This is a genomic window from Actinopolyspora mortivallis, assembly GCF_003001495.1.
In the GTDB taxonomy this organism is placed as follows: Bacteria; Actinomycetota; Actinomycetes; order Mycobacteriales; family Pseudonocardiaceae; genus Actinopolyspora; species Actinopolyspora mortivallis_A.
The window spans coordinates 45,691-63,796 of sequence record NZ_PVSR01000001.1 but is presented as its reverse complement, the minus strand read 5'-3'; the positions used below and the strand labels follow the sequence as shown (position 1 = coordinate 63,796).

The window sequence follows — 18,106 nt, the reverse complement described above, 5'->3', positions numbered from 1 at the left end:
CGGTGAAAAACGCCGTGACGTGGCACGATCGCAAAGGTGCGGGGTGTGTGGTGTGCTGACGGCAGGGGACGTTGCCGGCTGACAACGGTGTTGGTGGTCGTGCTCGTGGGCCTGCTGGCCTCCGGGTGCCTGAACGCGACCGTTTCGCTGTCCATCGACGAAGAGGACAGGGTCTCGGGGCAGGCCCTGATCGCGGTTCCCCCGAGCGCGGACGACCGGGTCCGGCTGCGGGTGCCGGACGAGCTGTCCGAGCGGGTACGGATCGCTCCCTACCGGCAGGAGGGGCACCGGGGCTCGACGGTCGAGTTCGACCGCCTCGACTTCGACGAGCTGGAAAGGCTGGCCCGGGAGCTGAACAACACGCACTCCCGGTACTCCCTGTCCGTCTCCCGCTCGGGCTCGCTGGTCAACGTGGACGGGTCGGTGGACCTCACCCCGCTCGCCGACACCAGTTCGGAGGTGCTGGTGGAGATCAGCACCCCGGGCGAGGTCACCACCACCAACGGGAAGGTCGACGCGGGGGTGGTCAGCTGGGAACCCGCCCCGGGCGAGGTGACCGAGATGTCGGCCACCTTCCAGTTCAGCGACGGGCGCAGCGCGGGCCTGTTCGGGTGGTCGACCGTGGTGGGGGCACTGACCTTCGGGGTGGCCGCGCTCGTGGGGTTGATGGCCCTGCTCGCACACCAGCACCACCGCAACGAGACCCAACGACGCTAGGGACGTGCCGGAGCTCGCTCACCACCTCCGGAGGAGGAACACATGGTGCACACCCGTGGACCCGGTGCACTCACCCCCGGAACGCCGGGCAGTGGGCGGGTCCCGGAGGATGACCGTATGCCCCTCGAGGATCTGGTGACCGGACACGGCACGGCGGAGGCCGCCGTGGACAACGACATTCCGGAACGGGTCCGGCGGACACTGGAGGACTACCTGCACGAACGACTCCGCCAGTGCGGGGAGCTGGATCCCGCCGTCGCCGGGGCCGCCGGGGAACTGACCGATTTCGTGCTGCGCGGAGGCAAACGCATCCGCCCCACCTTCGCGTGGTGGGGGTGGCGGGCAGCGGGAGGCCCCGCCTTCGGCCCCCGGGCGGGCACCATGCTGCGTGCGGCCAGCTCCCTGGAGTTGATCCAGGCCGGGGCCCTGGTCCACGACGACCTGATCGACGACTCGGCCACGCGGCGTGGCAGTCCGACGGTGCACGTCCGCTTCGCCGAGTCCCACCGCGAGCACGGTTACAGGGGCAGTGCGGAGAACTTCGGTCTGGCCGCGGCCGTGCTGCTCGGTGACCTCGCTCTGACCTGGGCCGACGACATGCTGCACTCGGCGGGACTGCCCCGGGTGGCGCTGGAGCGCGCCCTGGAGCCGTGGCGCGCGATGCGCACCGAGGTACTGGCCGGTCAGTACCTGGACATGCTCGGCCAGGCCCGCGCGGACGAGAGTCCCGAAGCGGCCCTGCGCATCGACGAACTCAAGTCGGCCTCCTACACGGTGGAACGTCCGCTGCAGTTCGGAGCGGAGATCGCCGGGGCGGACCGGACGACCCTGGAGGTGCTGCGCCGTTTCGGGGCCGACATCGGTGTGGCCTTCCAGCTGCGCGACGACCTGCTCGGCCTCTTCGGGGACCCCGCAGTGACGGGGAAGCCCGCCGGCGACGACCTCCGGGAGGGCAAACGGACCGTGCTGATGGCCGAGGGCGTGCTCCGGGCCCGTCAACAGCGGGAGGAGAGCACGCTGAGGCTGTTCGAGTCCTCGTTGGGGGACGCGGAGCTGACCGACGAACGGGTCAGGCTCGTCCGCGAGGGCCTCGAACGACTCGGGGCCGTGAGGGCCGTGGAGGAGCGGATCGACACGCTGAGCCGCTCCGCCCTGTCCACGCTGCACACCTCGGAGCTGCCCGAACCCGCCGTGCGTGGCCTCGAACGACTCGCCGTCTCGGTCACCGACCGGGAGGCCTGAACCGGGCCGGAGCACGTCCGCACCGGCCGTCCGGACCGACGGGGGGAAACGCCGCCGCGTTCCCTCAGAGAGCCATCGCCTGGGCGCGACGCTTGACCTCACGTCCCCGGTCCCCGCGCAGCGCCTCTATCGGGGTTCCCGGCAGGGTGTCGTCGGAGGTGAACAGCCATTCGAGGATCTCGTCCTCGGTGTAGCCGTTGTCGCGCAGCAGCGTGATGGTGCCACCGAGCCCCTTGACCACGGAGGCCCCGGACAGGAAGGCCTCGGGAACCACGAGTTCGCGCTCGCGGCGCATCGCCACCAGCTGCCCGTCGCGGATCATCTGGTGAACCCTGGTCAACGGATACCCGAGGCGTTCGGCGACGGTGGCCACCGGAACGACTTCCACGTCGGGGTCGAGTACATCGGGAGCGGAAGGAACCGAACTCACACCCACAGCCTGCCATCGCCCCGAGCGGATTTCCAACACGCATGCCGTGCCCGCGTGCGGACCGGCCTCGCCTACCATCGGCAGCGTGTTCGAGTATGCGTTCGGTCCGCTCCGCACGAGCGGCTCCGTGAGGACGTCACCGCCACGGGCGGAGGGGGCACCCGGTCGCCGCCCACCGGCCGGTCGGGGCCGGGCGGTGGCAGCGCGATGAGCTCGCCCCCCTCGGACCACGGGCCCCAGGAGCTGCTCGGATCCTCCTTGGAACGCCGTTACCGGGTGGACTCGGTGATCGCACGCGGAGGCATGTCCACCGTCTACCGGGGGGTGGACACCCGTCTGGACCGCCCGGTGGCGCTGAAGGTGATGGACGCCCGCTACGCCGGGGACCCCTCGTTCACCGAACGGTTCGAACGCGAGGCCCGGGCGGCCGCCCGGCTGCACCACCCGAACATCGTGGCCGTCTACGACCAGGGAGTGGACCCGGGGCAACCGGGGCAGCACCACGTCTACCTCGTCATGCAGCTCGTCGAGGGCAGCACGCTGCGCGAGCTGCTGCGCCGACGGGGCAGGCTCTCGCCGGCGGTGGCGCTTTCGGCGCTGGAGGCGGTGCTGGCCGCCCTGTCCGCCGCCCACCGGGCCGGCATGGTGCACCGTGACGTCAAACCGGAGAACATCCTCCTCGGTGAGGACGGGGCGGTCCGGGTCACCGACTTCGGTCTGGTGCGGGCCGCCGCCGGATCGAACACCACCGGTGACAGCGTCATCCTGGGAACCGTCGCCTACCTCTCCCCGGAGCAGGTGGCCACCGGGGCCGCCGACGCCCGTTCGGACGTGTACGCGGCCGGGGTCGTGCTCTACGAACTGCTCACGGGACGCCCGCCCTACACCGGGGACACGGCGATCTCCGTGGCCTATCGGCACGTCAACGAGGACGTGGACGCGCCGGGGGAGCACGTCGACGGCGTCCCCGCCGCCCTCGACCGCCTGGTGACCCGTTTCACCCGCCGGGATCCGGCCCACCGGCCGGTGGACGGGGCGGCCGCGCTGCGGGAGCTGCGCACCGTCCGCGACGAGCTCGGGCTCGCTCCCGTTCCGGTTCCGGCGCCGAGCTCCTCCGGGGAGCAGGCTCTCCCGACCGCGAGGCTGTCCCCCTCCTCCGAATCCGTTCCGGCCGAGACGAACGGCCGAGCCGGGCCGCTGGGAACGCGTGCGCTCCACCGTCCCGGAGCGGACGTCTCCGCCGAGGAGAGCACCAGCGAACTGGCCCCGGTTCCCGCCACGGACTCACCCGCGGAGGGAGGCAAGCGCTCCGGGCGCCGCCGTGCTCGGGTGCCGACCGTGCTGGGGCTGGTCGTGCTGCTGGTCGGCGCCCTGGTCACCGGAGGCGCGTTGTGGTGGAACAGCAGCTCCTACGTGAAGGTGCCCGAGTTGGCCGGCCGCACGCTGGACGAGGCGAAACAGCGGCTGCGCGCGGCCGAACTCGACGTCCACGTCTCCCGTTCCTTCCACGACACGGTGCCGGAGAACACCGTCATCGGGTCCACTCCCCAGCAGGGGACGAGAATCCGCACCGGCGACAGGGTGGACCTGCGGGTCTCCCGGGGTCGTCCCACGGTGCCCGAGATCGAGCCGGGAAGCCGGGTCGCCGAGGTGGAGAGCAAGCTGCGCACGGCGGGGCTGAAACCGGAACGGGACTCCGAGGCCGAGCGCTACCACGACAGCGTCCCCAAGGGACGGGTGATCGGGGTGACCCCCTCCCCCGGTTCCGAGGTGAACACCGAGAGCACGGTGACCATCATCGTCAGCAAGGGGCCGCCCCCCGAGCCCGTTCCCGACGTGCGGGGAACCGAGAAGGAGAAGGCGCTGCGAACCCTGCGCTCGGCCGGGTTCGACCCCCGTGTCTCCGGGCACGAGTTCGCCGAGGACGTCCCGCACGGCCACGTGGTGCGCACCGATCCCTCGGCGGGCACCGAGGTCCCCATGGACGGCGAACCCCGCGTGGAGGTGGTGCTGTCCAGCGCCGTCAGCGTGCCCAACTTCTCGGGCAAACAACTGGACGAGGCCCGCAGGCGGGCCTCGGAGGCCGGACTGGAACTCAAGGTGGAGTCCCTGTTCGGCCGGGAGAACGGACGTGTGTTCGGTCAGTTCCCGCTTCCGGGAAGCACCGTCGAGGAAGGGTCGAAGGTGCGGGTGACGGTCTTCTGAGTCCCGGCCACGGCCGGTGTCGCGGCCCCGCACTCTTCACCGGACGGATCATCCGGTTCCGGAAGCCGGGTCGTGCGGAGCCGGAGGTTCCCCCGCACGACCCACCGGAGCCGTTGCCCGTTCAGCCCCGCAGCATCTCGGCGATCAGGAAGGCGAGCTCCAACGACTGCTGGGTGTTCAGCCGGGGATCGCAGGCGGTCTCGTAACGACCGGCCAGATCGGTGTCCGAGATGTCCTGGGCGCCCCCGAGGCATTCGGTCACGTTCTCCCCGGTGTGCTCGATGTGGATACCACCGGGATGGGTCCCGAGCTGGTGGTGCACCTCGAAGAAGCCCTGCACCTCGTCGACCACCCGGTCGAAGTGCCTGGTCTTGTATCCGGTGCTGGACTCGTGGGTGTTTCCGTGCATCGGGTCGCACTGCCAGATCACCCGGTGCCCGGAGGCCGTCACCTTCTCCACGATCGGTCCGAGCCGGTCCCGGACCTTGTCGTTGCCCATCCGGCTGATCAGGGTCAGCCTGCCGGGCTCGTTGTGCGGATCGAGCCGTTCCACGTACTCCACGGCCTCCTCAGGCGTGGTGTTCGGCCCCAGTTTGATCCCGATCGGGTTGGAGATCAGCTGGGCGAAGGCGAGGTGCGCCCCCTCCAACTGACGGGTCCGCTCCCCCACCCACAGGAAGTGCCCGGACAGGTCGAACAGTCTCGGCTCCGGCCCGGAGGTGTCCAGCCGCAGCATGGCCCGCTCGTAGTCCAGCACGAGCGCCTCGTGGCTGGAGTAGAAGTCCACCCCGTGCAGGCTGGAGTCGTCCACCCCGCAGGCGCTCATGAAGCGCAGCGCCCGGTCGATCTCCGCGGCGACGGACTCGTAGCGCTCTCCGGCGGGGGAGTTGAGCACGAAGTCCTTGTTCCAGTCGTGCACCTGGCCGAGGGCGGCCGTGCCCCCGCTGGTGAGCGCCCGCGCGAGGTTCATCGTCGCGCTGGCGTTGGCGTAGGCGCGGATCATCCTGGAGGGGTCGTGCACCCTGGCCCGTTCGTCGGCCACCAGCGAGTTGACCATGTCACCGCGGTAGCTGGGCAGTCCCAGGGCGTCGGTGGAGCTGGAACGCGGCTTGGAGTACTGCCCCGCCATGCGCCCCACCTTGACGACCGGGGTGCTCGCCCCGTAGGTGAGCACGACCGCCATCTGCAGCAGTGTGCGGATCCCCGCCCGAATGTGGGGTTCGGTGTTGTCGGCGAACGTTTCGGCGCAGTCCCCGCCCTGCAGCAGGAACGCCTCCCCCCGGGCCACGGAGGCGAGGCTGTTCCTCAGGCGGTCGACCTCGCTGGGCACGGTCACCGGCGGAACGCTTTCCAGCACCGAACGCACGTCGCGCGCCTGCTGCGGATCCGGCCACTCCGGCTGTTGGGCGGCGGGTCGGCTCAGCGCGTCGTCGAGACGGGTCCTCAGCTCGTTCGGCAGCGGGGGCAGTTCGGGCAGTGTGTCCACGGGCACGTCGACGGTCCACGACTTGAGACCGTTCGAACTCGTGCCTTGCGCTGCTGATTCGGGGTCAACGGGCATGTCGCCCAGCGTAGCGGGTCCGTCTCGCATCCTGTGATGCTGTCCCGTGTGCTGAAAAGCACTGTCTTCCCACCACCTCGGCCACCGTCTCCCACGGCGCTCGTCCGCCCCGCCCGGGGCGGCCGGAACTCGTGGCCCGAGGTGCCCCGCGCCCCACGGGGCACCCTGTTCCCGCGCCGGCCCGACCGGTGAGGCCGGTTGACGTGCTCCCCGCCGTGAACGGCGGGGATTCCGGCGCGGCTCACGCCGCGCGTGGAGCGGCGTCCCCTCGCGGGGTTCCGCTGCTTCCTGCTTCCGCGGCAACCGCCCCGGTGTGGGGTCTTACGTCGCCTCCACAGGCGTTTCGCCTCTCCGCCCGCCCGGCGGCGAGGATGTTGCGGGCTGCGTTGCGGTCGCGGTCGTGCACTGCTCCGCACGGGCATGACCAGGTGCGCACCGATAGCGGTTTGGCCCCATCGATGCGTCCGCACGCGGAGCACGTTTGGCTGGTGGGCAGCCACCGGCTGATGATGATCAGCTGGCGGCCGTACCGTGCGGCTTTCTCGTCCAGCAGTCGCCGGAACGCGCCCCAGCTGGCGTCGTGCACGGATTTCGCCAGCCGGGTGCGGGCCAGGCCCGAGACGGCGAGGTCTTCCAGCACGATCGTTTGGTTCTCACGAACGATGCTGGTGGTGACCTTGTGGAGCCAGTCCTGCCGGGTGTCGGACACCTTCGCGTGCTGACGGGCAAGCTTCTTGCGTGCCTGAGCACGGTTATTCGAGCCGCGCTGCTTACGACGGAGTTCCCACTGTACCCGCTTGAGTTTGCGTTCGGCCCGGCGCAAAAAGCGCGGGTTGTCGATGACCCGGCCGTGCTGGTCCACCGCGAAGGTGGACAATCCCAGATCCAGGCCGAGCTCTACGTCCTGGCCGTGCTCGTCGACGGCTTCCGGCAGGGTGTCGTCTCCGGTCTCGACCACGAACGACGCGAAATACCGGTCGTCGGCGGTCTTAATGACGGTGACCGATGATGGCGCCGAGGGCAGGTCCCGCGACCACGCCACCCGAATATCCCCGACCTTCGACAAGCGCAGCTTGCCGTTGGTTCGGATCGAGAACCCACCGGTGTGCAGCCGGATGGCCTGCCGCCGGTCCCGCTTGGACTTGAACCTCGGTGTGCCCACCCGACGTCCCGCACGCTTGCCTTTCAGCGAATCGAAGAAGTTCCGGTAGGAGGCGTCGCAGTCGCGGATGGCCTGTTGCAGCACGATGTTCGAGCACTCCGCGAGCCAGCCGCGCTCCTCGGTGTGTTTGGCGTCGGTGATCAGCCGCTTCTGCAACACGGAACCGGCCGGGAACTTCTCCCCCGCCGCGTGGGCGTCTTGCCGGGCACGCACGGCGTCGTTGTACACGACACGGGCGTTGCCGAACGCCTGCGCGAGTGCCTGACGCTGGGACTCGTCCGGGTAGAGCCGGTAGCGGTACCGCAGTTGCACGACTGATCACCTCCCTTCGTTGATCACTGTATCATGTTGGTCTATGGTAAACACCGAGGACTATCGCACTGGCAGGCACTGTGTTTTCGGAATGCACGTCCATTTGGTCTTCGTGACGAAGTACCGCAGGAACGTGCTCACCGGCCAACACCACGACTTCCTGCGCGAGGTGTTCGCGAAGGTCTGTGCCGACTTCGGCGCGAGCCTGACCGAGTGCAACGGCGAAGACGACCACGTGCACCTGCTCGTGGAGTATCCGCCGCAGGTAGCCGTGTCGAAGCTGGTGAACAGCCTCAAGGGCGTGGCCTCCCGGCGCCTCAAACAGCGCTTCCCGATGCGGACCTACCGGGGGCATCTGTGGTCGCCGTCGTACTTCGCCGCTTCGTGCGGCGGGGCGCCGCTGTCGATCATTCGACAGTACGTGGAGAACCAGCGTCGCCCTGCCTAGCGTGCCCGACGAAGAACACTCCTGACGGCTCACTCCGGCCTGAAGGCCGGAGCTTGCGCCGATTCCCGGGTCAGCCGAACAGTGCCTGGGCCTCCGTGTACCGCCGCACCGGGACGGTCTTGAGTTCCGCGGTGGCCTCTTCCAGGGAAACCCGCACGATCTCCGTGCCACGCAGGGCGACCATCTTCCCGAAGTCCCCCTCTGCCAGGGCGTCCACGGCGTGCAGTCCGAAACGGGTGGCCAGCACCCGGTCGTAGGCCGTGGGAGTGCCGCCCCGCTGGGTGTGCCCCAGCACCACGGCCCTGGACTCGTTGCCGGTGCGCTGGGAGATCTCCTCGGCCAGCCAGGTTCCCACACCTCCGAGGCGCACGTGGCCGAAGGAGTCCCGTTCCCCGGTCTGGAGCACTTCGGAACCGCCCTCCGGAACGGCCCCCTCGGCGACCACGATGATCGGGGCGTACTGCCTCTCGAACCGACGCAGCACCCAGTCGCACACCCAGTCGACGCTGAACCGCTGCTCCGGGCCGAGGATCACGTTGGCTCCCCCGGCCAGGCCGGAGTGCAGGGCGATCCAGCCCGCGTGCCTGCCCATCACCTCCACGACCAGCGCACGGTGGTGCGACTCGGCGGTGGTGCGCAGCCTGTCGATGGCTTCGGTGGCGATGTGCACGGCGGTGTCGAAGCCGAAGGTGTAGTCGGTGGCGTCCAGGTCGTTGTCGATGGTCTTGGGAACCCCCACCACCGGCACACCCTCCCCGGAGAGCCCGTGGGCCACGCCGAGGGTGTCCTCGCCCCCGATGGCGATCAGCGCCTCGATGCCCTGTTCTTCCAGGGTGCTCTTGATCCGCTCGACCCCGTCGGCCTCCTTGTAGGGGTTCGTGCGGGAGGACCCCAGGATCGTTCCCCCGCGGTCGAGGATTCGTTCGACCTCGTCGAGCCCCAACGGCATGGTCAGCCCCTCCAGCGGCCCCCGCCAGCCGCTGCGGAAACCGACGATCTCCTTGCCGTACACCTCGATCCCCTTGCGGGTGACCGCGCGGATCACGGCGTTCAGCCCCGGACAGTCACCGCCTCCGGTGAGTACCCCGACACGTTCGGTCGCGACCATCGCTCCTCCTCGGAAAACCGCTCCCTCGTGAGTGAGATCCCTCTCACCGCGCGAGCTTTTCACGGACTAAATCGGTGCAGCAAGTAACACGATGGTTCCGAAACGTGTGCACGACGGCGGCCTCGCACACCCCGAATCCCGTCGATAGGACCGGGTCGGCGGTGCTAGCGCTGGGGGTAGCCGAGCTGTCGTCTGCGCTGCTCGATCACCTGCCAGCGCCGCAGGTTGTGCTTGGCGTCGGCGAGCGCGTCGTGGGCGTTGGCGGGCGCGGAGGGCAGTTTCGGCTTGCCGACCGCCTCCCAGTGCTGGCGGAGATCCCGGGTGAACTTGGGCAGCCGGGAGGGCAGGGCGGGCATAGCCCCCCACAGCTGGGCGAGCGCCACGTGGTCGTAGGCGGCGTACCAGGCCCACAGTTCGATCTCGGAGGAGTGCGCGGTCAGGAACGAGTAGAGCTCGTCACGGATCCTGGCGCGGGAGCGCCAGCTCGGCGATCCGGGGGCGGGAAGCTGGGGCAGTACGTGTTGGCGCACCCAGGGGCCCGCGCGGCCGGCGTCGAACTCGGTGGAGACGGCGTAGAACTCCCGCCCGGTCTCGTCGACGACACCGATCGAGACGAGATCGATCGTCCGGCCGTCCTCGATGAACTCGCAGTCGTAGAAAAACCGCACTGGAAAAGGGTATGTGCCCGCCCGCCGGGCCCGGACACACCCCGTCCGGCGGACTCGTCCGACCGGACGGGGTTTCGGTCATCCCGCCTTGGAGTCGGGCAGCCTGCTGTTGTCGGTCCTGGCGGCCTTGGCCGCCTGACGTTCCCGTTTGCTGATGACCCGCCCGCTCTCGGCGATGTCGTCCTTGGCCCGCTCGGCGTAGATGTCCACGTACTCCTGACCGGAGAGCTCCATCAGGGCGTACATGATCTCGTCGGTGATCGACCTTTCGGCGAAGCGGTCCCCGGCCATGCCCTCGTAGCGCGAGAAGTCGAGCGGTTCGCCGACCCGGATCCGCACCCGGTGGGGACGCCACATCTTGGTGCCGATGGGGTTGACCTTCTCCGTGCCGATCGTGGCCACCGGGATGACCGGCACATCGGCCTCCAGCGCCATCCGGGCCACCCCGGTCTTGCCCTTGTAGAGCCTCCCGTCGGGGGACCGGGTCCCTTCCGGGTAGATGCCGAGCAGCCTGCCCTCCCGAAGCAGACGGATCCCCGTGTCCAGGGCGGCCTGGGCGGCGGCTCCACTGGAGCGGTCTATCGGAACCTGACCCACTCCGCTGAAGAAGTACCTTTTCAGCGCTCCCTTGATCCCCTTCTCCGTGAAATACTCGCGTTTTGCCAGGAACGTGACCCTGCGCGGAAGTTTCAACGGCATCAGGAAGGAATCGGCCACGGCCACATGGTTGCTGACCAGAATCGCGCCGCCCGAGTCCGGAACGTTGTGTGCCCCCTCCACCGTGGGACGACACCACAACTTGATGAGAGGACCGAGAAGAACGTACTTCATCACCCAGTACAGCACCGTGTCGCTGCCTCCCTCGTGGCCCGATTACGGTGTCAGGGTACGGAGCCGCCATCAGGCGCACAATGCGGCCCCGGACCATGGGATCCGCTGTCCACGTGGGCCCCGGAACACCTCGGGGCGTCACACGGGCGAGGGGCCGCATGGCAGAGTGTGCCCGTGCTGACCGCGGGAGTGCCGACGATCTCTTCGCCGCCACGCCGGGCACACCGGAGACGTCCGCCCCTCCGGGGCCCGGAACGACCTTGCTCAACGGGGCGCGAGCGGCGACCCTGGGGAGAGGTGCGGCGCGGCCGGTGGACACCGGCACGGGCCTCGCCACCCGGTCGAGCACCGGCCCCCGCGGACAACATCGATTTCGACCCCACCACCCACCGCGAGCGCGTCAGGGATGCCGTATGAACACGCGCCAGGACAACGCCGACGGCCCGGAAGACATCGACAAGGCTTTCGCGGAGATCGTGGCCGAACTCGAACGCGACTCCTCCCTTCCGCAGTGGCCGGAGGACAGCCGCGCTCGTCCGGACACCGACGACCCGACCCCCCAGGCCGGTCCCGCCGCCCTCGACGCTCCGGAGGCCGCTGAGGCCGGCCCTCGGGACTGGGCCCCGGAGGAGCGGGGGGAGGACGAAGGACACTACGAACCTCCCGAGCCCCCACCGCTTCCCACACCCCACGCCGGAACACTGGGGGGTGTGCTGCTCGTGGTGCTCGGGATCCTCGTCCTGGTCGTCCCCGTGGCCGCGAGCTCCCTCGGTGCGCTGACACTGCCGGTGGGGTTGATCGCCATCAGCGCGGGGATCGGGTGGCTGCTGCTGCGACTGCGCCGGGAGGACCCCGAGACCGAGAACGGGTGGGACGACGGAGCCCAGGTCTGAGGCGTTCTCGCGGAAACGACCGGCTGGTTCCCCCGCGGGACCAGCCACCCCGGAGCCCACGTCCCGGGAACTAACGGGCCGTCGTGGTCGGGCCGGGCTCGTCCAGCACGTTGCCGCGCACCCGTCTGACCGTGATCGGGCTGACCCCGCCCGTCGGGGAGTGGGGCCGGTGGTGTTCCGAGGCCGCCCCCTCCGCTTCGGGATGTTCCGCGGCGGGATCCTGCCCGGTTCGGTTCGTGTCCTCCCGCCGGACCGCCGTCGTGCGCACGACCTCGCGCAGGGTTCCCAGCAGCTCCGCGAACCGGTCCACGAGTTCCCCGGAGGAACCGCCCCGGGACCACGAGGCGGCGAGGACGTCGCACAGCGGACATCCGGGGCACCGTCGGTCCTCGGCTGCGGGGTTCCGCCGGGACTGTCCGGCGGTGTCCCGCCCGGAGGCCTCCGCGTGGTTCAGTTCGAGCAGGAACTCCTCCAACCGGCGGGCCAGCTCACCCAACAGGCCGCGCAGCTCCCCGGCGAGGCGTCGCGCACCGCCGAGGGGGTCGTGCTCTCCGTTCTCGTCCTGCACCCCACATCACCGCATCCACTGCTCGGGGTCCGGTCGGAATCCCACGGCCAGTCCGTCGTCGCCGGCCTCCGCCTCGACGACGACGCACCGCCGCAGCACCGAGGGCAACGCCACCAGTCTGCGGTGCCCGTTCACCGTGATCGCGAGTTCGTCGCCGACGCGGGTCAGCTCCGGGTCGGTACTCGGGCCCAGCGGCAGCGCCACCCGCAGCCAGTACCGCGCCCGCTCGTGTTCGGGAGTCTCGCGGACGTCGATCACGGGACGGCGCTCGGCTCCCTCCAGGGGATCCGCGGCGCCGTAGATCCCGGCCCCCAGCTCCCGCAGCGCGGCGGCCCCCACCGGTTCGCTCGCCCGGTGTTCGACGCTGCGCAGGGGCAGACCCAGCCCCTCCAGTTCGGCCACGACCCCGCGCTGCTGACCTCTCCGGAGACGCAGCCACTCCGCGGCCGCGCCCTCCTCCTCGCCCGGCGAGGGGACCATTCGGTTCACCAGCACCCCGTCCACGTGGATCCGGTGCAGCGAGAGCGCCGTGAGCACACGCCGGGTCTCGGCGGCCACCACGGACTCGGGAGTACTCACCAGACGAACGCTCGTCGTGCGATCGGTGAGGAAGCCGGTCAGCCCTTCCAGTCGGGCGGCGAGGCCCCCCAGGGCCTCGGAGAGGGCGTCCCACCGGTCACCGTGGGAGTCGCCCGCCATGCCCGCCAGCATCCCCCGGACGAGCCGGCGGTGTTTCGGGAACAGCCGCTCCAGGTAGTCGTCCAGCGCCTCCGGGAGGGTGAGCAGTCGGAGAGTCTCCGCCGTGGGACCGCAGTCGACCACCACCGTGTCCCATGGCCCCTCGGACGCCAGGCGACGTACCTCCGTCAGCGCCAGCAGCTCCTCGACACCGGGGAGTCCGGTCAGCTCGGCGGCGTCCACCTCGGCGACGCCGGAGGAGGTCAACAGGGTGTGCAGGTGCTCCCGCAGCCGGCCCCACACCTCCTCCAGCAGCCCACGCGTGGCGATCTCGGCCGCGTGCAGCACCACGTCCGTCTCACTCCACTCCCCCTGACCGGAGGAGAGGGACAGTTCGCGGGGTTCGTGGTCCAGCCCGGTTCCCAGGCAGTCGGCGAGCGAGTGAGCGGGATCGGTGGAGAGAACCAGAATCTTGCCGCCCCGTTCGGCGAGCCGAACCGCCGTGGCGGCGGCCAGCGTGGTTTTGCCGACCCCACCCTTTCCGGTGAACATGAGCGTGCGCACGTGCCAGCCCCCGTAACCGTGTCCGCGTCGAGTGGGTTCCGGAAACCCCGTTCGGCCCGGGCCCCCGAACCTGGTACCGGCTGTTCCGGCAGCCGTCGGAAACCACGTCGCGGAATCCCTAACCCTCGGACTCCACGCGTCGCTTGAGCTCCTTCAACGCGGTGTCCATGATCATCTTCTCGGCCTTGCGCTTGAACATCCCGATCATCGGAATGGCCAGATCCACCGCGAGGCTGTAGGTGACCTCGGTGCTTCGCCGCCGTAACGGTTTCAGCGTGTAGCTGCCCCGCTGGAACTTCTGCACCTGCCCCTCGACGAGTTCCCAGCTGACCGACAGCCCGTCCGGGCTCCACTCGTAGGCGAGCGTGTAGGTGTCCTTGACCACACCGGCGTCCAGCACGAACCGCACCCGCTCGGCGTCGCCGTCCGCCGTCCGGGACAACACCTCGGTCTCCTTGACCGCCTCCGCCCACTCGGGGTAGGCGCCGAAGTCGGCGATCACACCCATGATCTCCGGAGCCGGTGCCTCGATCACGATGGACTGGGTGGACTGGTCGACCATGTCGGGCAGATTACAGGTCACCGGCCTCGGAACCACGACCGGCGGGCCCGCTCGGACCGATCACCACCGCAGCACATAGGGCTGCCCGGACTGCTTGAAGTGGCCGACGTTGACGCACTCGGTAGGCCCGATCCGCGTTCTCCGGGACAACGGCTGGTGCACGTGCCCGAACAGCGACCAGCGGGGCCGGTCCCGTCGCACCCGTTCCAGCACTCCCCTGGAGCCGCGCTCGGCCCGGCGGGCCACCACGTCGTAGACGAGTTCGGGAACCTGCGGCGGCACGTGGGTGCACAGCACGTCGACCTCGTCGAGCCCCTCCAGCAGCGCGTCGTACTCCTGATCGCTGCGCAGGTTGGGCACCCAGGGGAGATCGTGCCGCAGCGTGCCCCCGGGCGGCAGCAGCGCGCCCCCGACGAACCCGAAACGCAATCCCCCTATCTCCACGCTCTGCCCGTCCAGAGCGTGGATGCCGTCCCCGGTGAACTCGGGCCACAGGCTCGGGGCGTCCACGTTGCCCGCCGTCGCGTAGGTGGGGACGGGCATGGCGGCGAACAGCTCGGCGTACTGCTCCCGGACGGCCTGCCGGACGACCGCGGCCGGGTCGGGGAGGCTGTCCCACAGCGAACGCAGGTAACCGGCCATCTCCGCACCCCTGCGGTTGCGTCGCAGTTCGGCGAAGTGTCCGACCTTCTCGGGACCGAACACGGCACCGAGAATTCCCTTCTCGTGATCGTGGTAGTCGACGAAGTCGACGAGATCGCCGAGCACGACCAGCGCGTCGGCGCCGTCGCCCGCCCGTTTCAGGTCCTCCACGTTTCCATGCACGTCCGAGACCACATGCACCCGCAAATTCGCTCCGTTCGCCGGGGGACAGCCGTCCCGACCAAGCTAACCGCCCACTCGCCCCCACCGCGAACCACGCGTTCCCGGAGTCACTCCGGCCGGGCTCACCGCCGGATTCCGTCACCGCGCGTTATGATTCCGCTCCACAGAAAAAGGGGGGCTACCGCCCAGTAGCGCTCGGGGTTAGGTTGGCCATCACAATTCGGCGTGCTTTCGGAGGATGCAAGTGCGAGAGTTCAGCGCCCCCGCCACTGTCACGGTGGCCGACGAGGAGAACCTCACCGACATGGTGTGGGCCAATGCCGAGCGTTTCGGCGACACGGTCGGCTTCCGGCGCAGAGTGGACGGCACCTGGGTGGACGTGACCACGGCCGAGTTCGCCGCCCAGGTGCTGGCGACGTCCAAGGGCCTCATCGCCGCGGGACTGCAGCGGGGAGACCGGGTGGGACTGATGTCCCGCACCCGGTACGAGTGGACCCTGTTCGACTTCGCGATCTGGTCCGCCGGATGCGTCACCGTGCCCATCTACGAGACGTCCTCGGCCGACCAGGTGGAATGGATCCTGAACGATTCGGGAGCCTCGGCCCTGATCGTCGAAACCCCGGAGCACCGCGCCGAAGTCGACACGGTCCTCGAAGGGCTTCCCGAGGTGCGGCACGTCTGGCAGATCGACGGGCCGGTACCGAACGGGGACTCCACCGCCGTGGCGGAACTCACGTCACTGGGTTCGGAGGTGCCCGACGAGACGGTGCACGAACGGAGGAGGTCGGTCGGGGCCGACGACATCGCCACCCTGATCTACACCTCGGGGACCACGGGTCGCCCCAAGGGGTGCGTGCTCACCCACCGCAACATGCTGGCCGAGATCAGGGGGGACCTGGACGCCTTCCCCCAGCTGATGCAGCCGGGCAACTCCATGCTGATGTTCCTGCCGATGGCTCACGTGCTCGCCAGGGCGATCACCCTCTCCTGCGTCTACTCCAGGCTGACGCTCGGCCACACCCCCGACGTCAAGAACCTCGTCTCCGACCTGGGGTCCTTCCGTCCCACCTTCGTGCTGGCCGTACCCCGGGTCTTCGAGAAGGTCTACAACACGGCCAAGCAGAAGGCCCACGGCGAGGGCAAGGGCAGGATCTTCGACGCGGCCGAGGCCACCGCCGTGGCCTACAGTCGCGCCCGGTCCGAGTCCGGTGGCCCCGGCCTGCTGTTGCGCGCCAAGCACTTCGTGTTCGACAAACTCGTCTACGGCAAGCTGCGCTCCGCGTTGGGAGGCCGCTGCGTCGCGGCCGTCTCCGGCGGGGCTCCGCTCGGTGAACGCTTGACCCACTTCTTCTTCGGCATAGGAGTGCCGGTCCTGGAGGGCTACGGGCTGACCGAAACCACGGCGGCGGCCGCGGTCAACGTCCAGGACAACTACAAGATCGGCACCGTGGGACGTCCGATCGCCGGAACCACGGTGGCGATCGCCGAGGACGGCGAGGTGCTGGTCAAGGGCGACGTGGTCTTCCAGCGCTACTGGAACAACCAGACCGCCACCGAGGAGTCCCTGGAGGACGGCTGGTTCCACACCGGCGATCTGGGATCGCTCGACGAGGACGGTTTCCTGCGGATCACCGGCAGGAAGAAGGAGATCATCGTCACCGCGGGCGGGAAGAACGTGGCTCCCGCCGTGCTCGAGGACCGCATCCGGGCCCATCCGCTGATCAGCCAGTGCATGGTGGTCGGTGACCAGAAACCCTTCATCGGTGTGCTCGTGACCCTGGATCCCGAGTTCCTGCCCTCCTGGCTGGAGGAGCGGGGACGTCCCAGGGACACCTCCCCGAGCGAACTCGCCGACGACCCCGAGATGTGCGCCGAGGTGCAGAAGGCCATCGACGAGGCCAACGAGGCGGTCTCCAAGGCCGAGCAGATCAAGCAGTTCCGCATCCTCCCCCAGGACTTCACCGAGGACCGTGGGGAGATGACCCCGAGCCTGAAGGTCCGGCGGAACAAGGTGGCCGCGAACTACGCCTCCGAGATCGAGGCGATCTACTCCTGAGAGCCACGGTCCCGCCGTCGGGCACCGCGGGGCGGTCCCGACGGCGGGATCCGGGGCGTGCGGACCCGCTCAGCCGGCCACGCGCCGCATCCGGTTGATCGGTGCGATGTCGTCGTAGGGAACGACCTTGACGACCTGCCCGGTGGTGGGGGCGTGCACGGCCTTCCCGTTGCCGACGTACATGGACACGTGGCTGACCGGGCTGTAGTAGAAGATGAGATCGCCCGGCCGCAGTTCGGAGGCCGAGACCGGCCTGCCCACCTGGGCCTGGGCGCTGCTGGACCGGGGAAGGTCCACCCCGGCCTGGGCGTAGGCCCAGTACATCAGTCCCGAGCAGTCGAAGTTGCTGGGACCGTCGGCTCCGTACACGTACGGGGATCCCTGCTTGCTCAGCGCGGCCTGCACCGCCCCGGAGGCGGCACCGGCTCCCCCCGCGTACTCGTAGTCGGTCTGACCACCGCCGGACAGGGACTCGCGCTGCTGCTGGTCCAGCTCCTCGATGTGCTCGCGGACCGCTGAGACCTGCTGCTCCATCTCGGCCTTCTTCGCGGCGATCTCCTCCTGGAGCTTGGCCGCCTCCTGCTCGGCCTTGGCCGCGCGTTCGCGGGCCTGCTGGGCCTGTTTCTCGGCCTCCTCGGCCTTCTCGGTGGCCTCGGCCAAGGTGGACACGGCCTGCTGGTTGTCCCTGGCCAGTTCGTCCATGATGGAGGCGCGGTCGAGGAAGGAGTCCGGGGACTCGCTGGCCAACAGCGCCGAGAGCTGGTTCATCCGGGATCCCCGGTAGACGGCGCTGGTCAGCTCGTCCACCTGGCCCCGGAACCTCTCCTCCTGGGCCCTGGCCTGCTCGGCGGCCTTGATGGCCTCCTGCTCGGCGGCCTTGGCCTTCTCCAGCTCCTCCAGCCGGGCGTCGTGGTCGTCCTTGGCCCGTTTGTACTTCTCGGTCAGCTTCTCCGCCTGCCGGGAGAGCTTCTGGAGTTGTTCGACGGCGTCGGACCTGTTGTCGGGAAGCTCGGGGTCCGCGAGAGCCGGCGCGGAGCTCACGGTGACGGCGGTGGCCACCGCCGTAGCCGTCAGTGCTCCCCGCATTGAGCGTCTGAGTCCGTGCGAGGCCACTTCGCGCATTGCTCCTTCGTTGCTCGGCCGCCCGACCGGAGACGTCCTGCGCGGCACGACCGGAGGACAACGACGTGGGCCCGGTGTGGAGACCGCGCCGAGAAAGGCGCCGTGGGGCCCGCAGCCACCGGTGGCCGCTCGGGAACGCTTCCGGCTCGGCTCC

General features: G+C 69.6%; 17 protein-coding genes. 6 read left to right on the top strand and 11 right to left on the bottom strand.

All coding sequences use genetic code 11. From position 1 onward, the window contains the following. The first annotated feature begins 45 nt into the window (after positions 1-45). The gene (locus CEP50_RS00280; protein WP_258174609.1) at positions 46-717 is read left to right on the top strand and encodes a DUF3153 domain-containing protein; all 672 of its coding nucleotides are present in this window, start codon (positions 46-48) and stop codon (positions 715-717) included. Between the two features lie 117 nt (positions 718-834). Beyond that, positions 835-1,959, top strand: a complete 1,125-nt coding sequence (locus tag CEP50_RS00275; protein ID WP_106112247.1) for a polyprenyl synthetase family protein — start codon at positions 835-837, stop codon at positions 1,957-1,959. Between the two features lie 64 nt (positions 1,960-2,023). On the opposite strand, the gene CEP50_RS00270 is transcribed toward CEP50_RS00275, so the two are convergent. Continuing rightward, positions 2,024-2,389 (bottom strand): Rv2175c family DNA-binding protein, encoded by a 366-nt coding sequence (locus CEP50_RS00270; protein WP_026448875.1) that lies wholly within the window; start codon positions 2,387-2,389, stop codon positions 2,024-2,026. 207 nt (positions 2,390-2,596) lie between these two features. Here CEP50_RS00270 and pknB point away from each other — a divergent pair, with 207 nt between their 5' ends. Then, a complete protein-coding gene (pknB, locus tag CEP50_RS00265) occupies positions 2,597-4,594 on the top strand; it encodes a Stk1 family PASTA domain-containing Ser/Thr kinase (RefSeq protein ID WP_106111892.1) in 1,998 nt (665 codons plus the stop codon). A gap of 121 nt (positions 4,595-4,715) precedes the next feature. On the opposite strand, the gene CEP50_RS00260 is transcribed toward pknB, so the two are convergent. Next, a complete protein-coding gene (locus tag CEP50_RS00260; RefSeq protein ID WP_106111891.1) occupies positions 4,716-6,155 on the bottom strand; it encodes a class II 3-deoxy-7-phosphoheptulonate synthase in 1,440 nt (479 codons plus the stop codon). 241 nt (positions 6,156-6,396) lie between these two features. After that, positions 6,397-7,629 carry an RNA-guided endonuclease InsQ/TnpB family protein gene (locus tag CEP50_RS00255; RefSeq protein WP_106111890.1) on the bottom strand — a complete coding sequence of 411 codons (1,233 nt, stop codon included), beginning with the start codon at positions 7,627-7,629 and terminating at the stop codon, positions 6,397-6,399. Between the two features lie 43 nt (positions 7,630-7,672). Between CEP50_RS00255 and tnpA the strand changes: the two genes are divergently transcribed. Next, positions 7,673-8,077, top strand: coding sequence for an IS200/IS605 family transposase (gene tnpA, locus CEP50_RS00250; protein ID WP_106111889.1), 405 nt, complete (start codon positions 7,673-7,675; stop codon positions 8,075-8,077). Between the two features lie 70 nt (positions 8,078-8,147). On the opposite strand, the gene CEP50_RS00245 is transcribed toward tnpA, so the two are convergent. The 3 genes from CEP50_RS00245 to CEP50_RS00235 form a co-directional block, all read right to left on the bottom strand. Then, the gene (locus CEP50_RS00245) at positions 8,148-9,185 is read right to left on the bottom strand and encodes a 6-phosphofructokinase (RefSeq protein WP_106111888.1); all 1,038 of its coding nucleotides are present in this window, start codon (positions 9,183-9,185) and stop codon (positions 8,148-8,150) included. Positions 9,186-9,349: 164 nt separating this feature from the next. After that, positions 9,350-9,853: a polyadenylate-specific 3'-exoribonuclease AS gene (locus CEP50_RS00240; protein WP_019853481.1), complete on the bottom strand. Its 504-nt coding sequence runs from the start codon at positions 9,851-9,853 to the stop codon at positions 9,350-9,352. 78 nt (positions 9,854-9,931) lie between these two features. Continuing rightward, positions 9,932-10,699, bottom strand: a complete 768-nt coding sequence (locus CEP50_RS00235; RefSeq protein WP_019853480.1) for a lysophospholipid acyltransferase family protein — start codon at positions 10,697-10,699, stop codon at positions 9,932-9,934. Between the two features lie 398 nt (positions 10,700-11,097). Here CEP50_RS00235 and CEP50_RS00230 point away from each other — a divergent pair, with 398 nt between their 5' ends. Continuing rightward, on the top strand, positions 11,098-11,577 hold the full coding sequence (locus CEP50_RS00230; protein ID WP_106111887.1) for a DUF308 domain-containing protein: 480 nt from the start codon (positions 11,098-11,100) through the stop codon (positions 11,575-11,577). Between the two features lie 70 nt (positions 11,578-11,647). On the opposite strand, the gene CEP50_RS00225 is transcribed toward CEP50_RS00230, so the two are convergent. From CEP50_RS00225 to CEP50_RS00210, 4 genes are all read right to left on the bottom strand, one after another. Then, entirely contained in the window at positions 11,648-12,145 is a 498-nt protein-coding gene (locus CEP50_RS00225; protein WP_106111886.1) for a hypothetical protein, read from the bottom strand. Positions 12,146-12,151: 6 nt separating this feature from the next. Then, positions 12,152-13,387, bottom strand: a complete 1,236-nt coding sequence (locus CEP50_RS00220; RefSeq protein ID WP_106111885.1) for an ArsA family ATPase — start codon at positions 13,385-13,387, stop codon at positions 12,152-12,154. Between the two features lie 118 nt (positions 13,388-13,505). Next, positions 13,506-13,949 carry an SRPBCC family protein gene (locus tag CEP50_RS00215; protein WP_106111884.1) on the bottom strand — a complete coding sequence of 148 codons (444 nt, stop codon included), beginning with the start codon at positions 13,947-13,949 and terminating at the stop codon, positions 13,506-13,508. A 60-nt stretch (positions 13,950-14,009) separates the two neighbouring features. Continuing rightward, a complete protein-coding gene (locus tag CEP50_RS00210; RefSeq protein WP_181188144.1) occupies positions 14,010-14,798 on the bottom strand; it encodes a metallophosphoesterase family protein in 789 nt (262 codons plus the stop codon). Positions 14,799-15,018: 220 nt separating this feature from the next. Here CEP50_RS00210 and CEP50_RS00205 point away from each other — a divergent pair, with 220 nt between their 5' ends. Then, positions 15,019-16,830 (top strand): AMP-dependent synthetase/ligase, encoded by a 1,812-nt coding sequence (locus CEP50_RS00205; RefSeq protein ID WP_106111882.1) that lies wholly within the window; start codon positions 15,019-15,021, stop codon positions 16,828-16,830. 69 nt (positions 16,831-16,899) lie between these two features. On the opposite strand, the gene CEP50_RS00200 is transcribed toward CEP50_RS00205, so the two are convergent. Beyond that, complete coding sequence (locus CEP50_RS00200; protein WP_106111881.1) at positions 16,900-17,916, bottom strand: C40 family peptidase; 1,017 nt, start codon at positions 17,914-17,916, stop codon at positions 16,900-16,902. Positions 17,917-18,106: the final 190 nt, after the last annotated feature.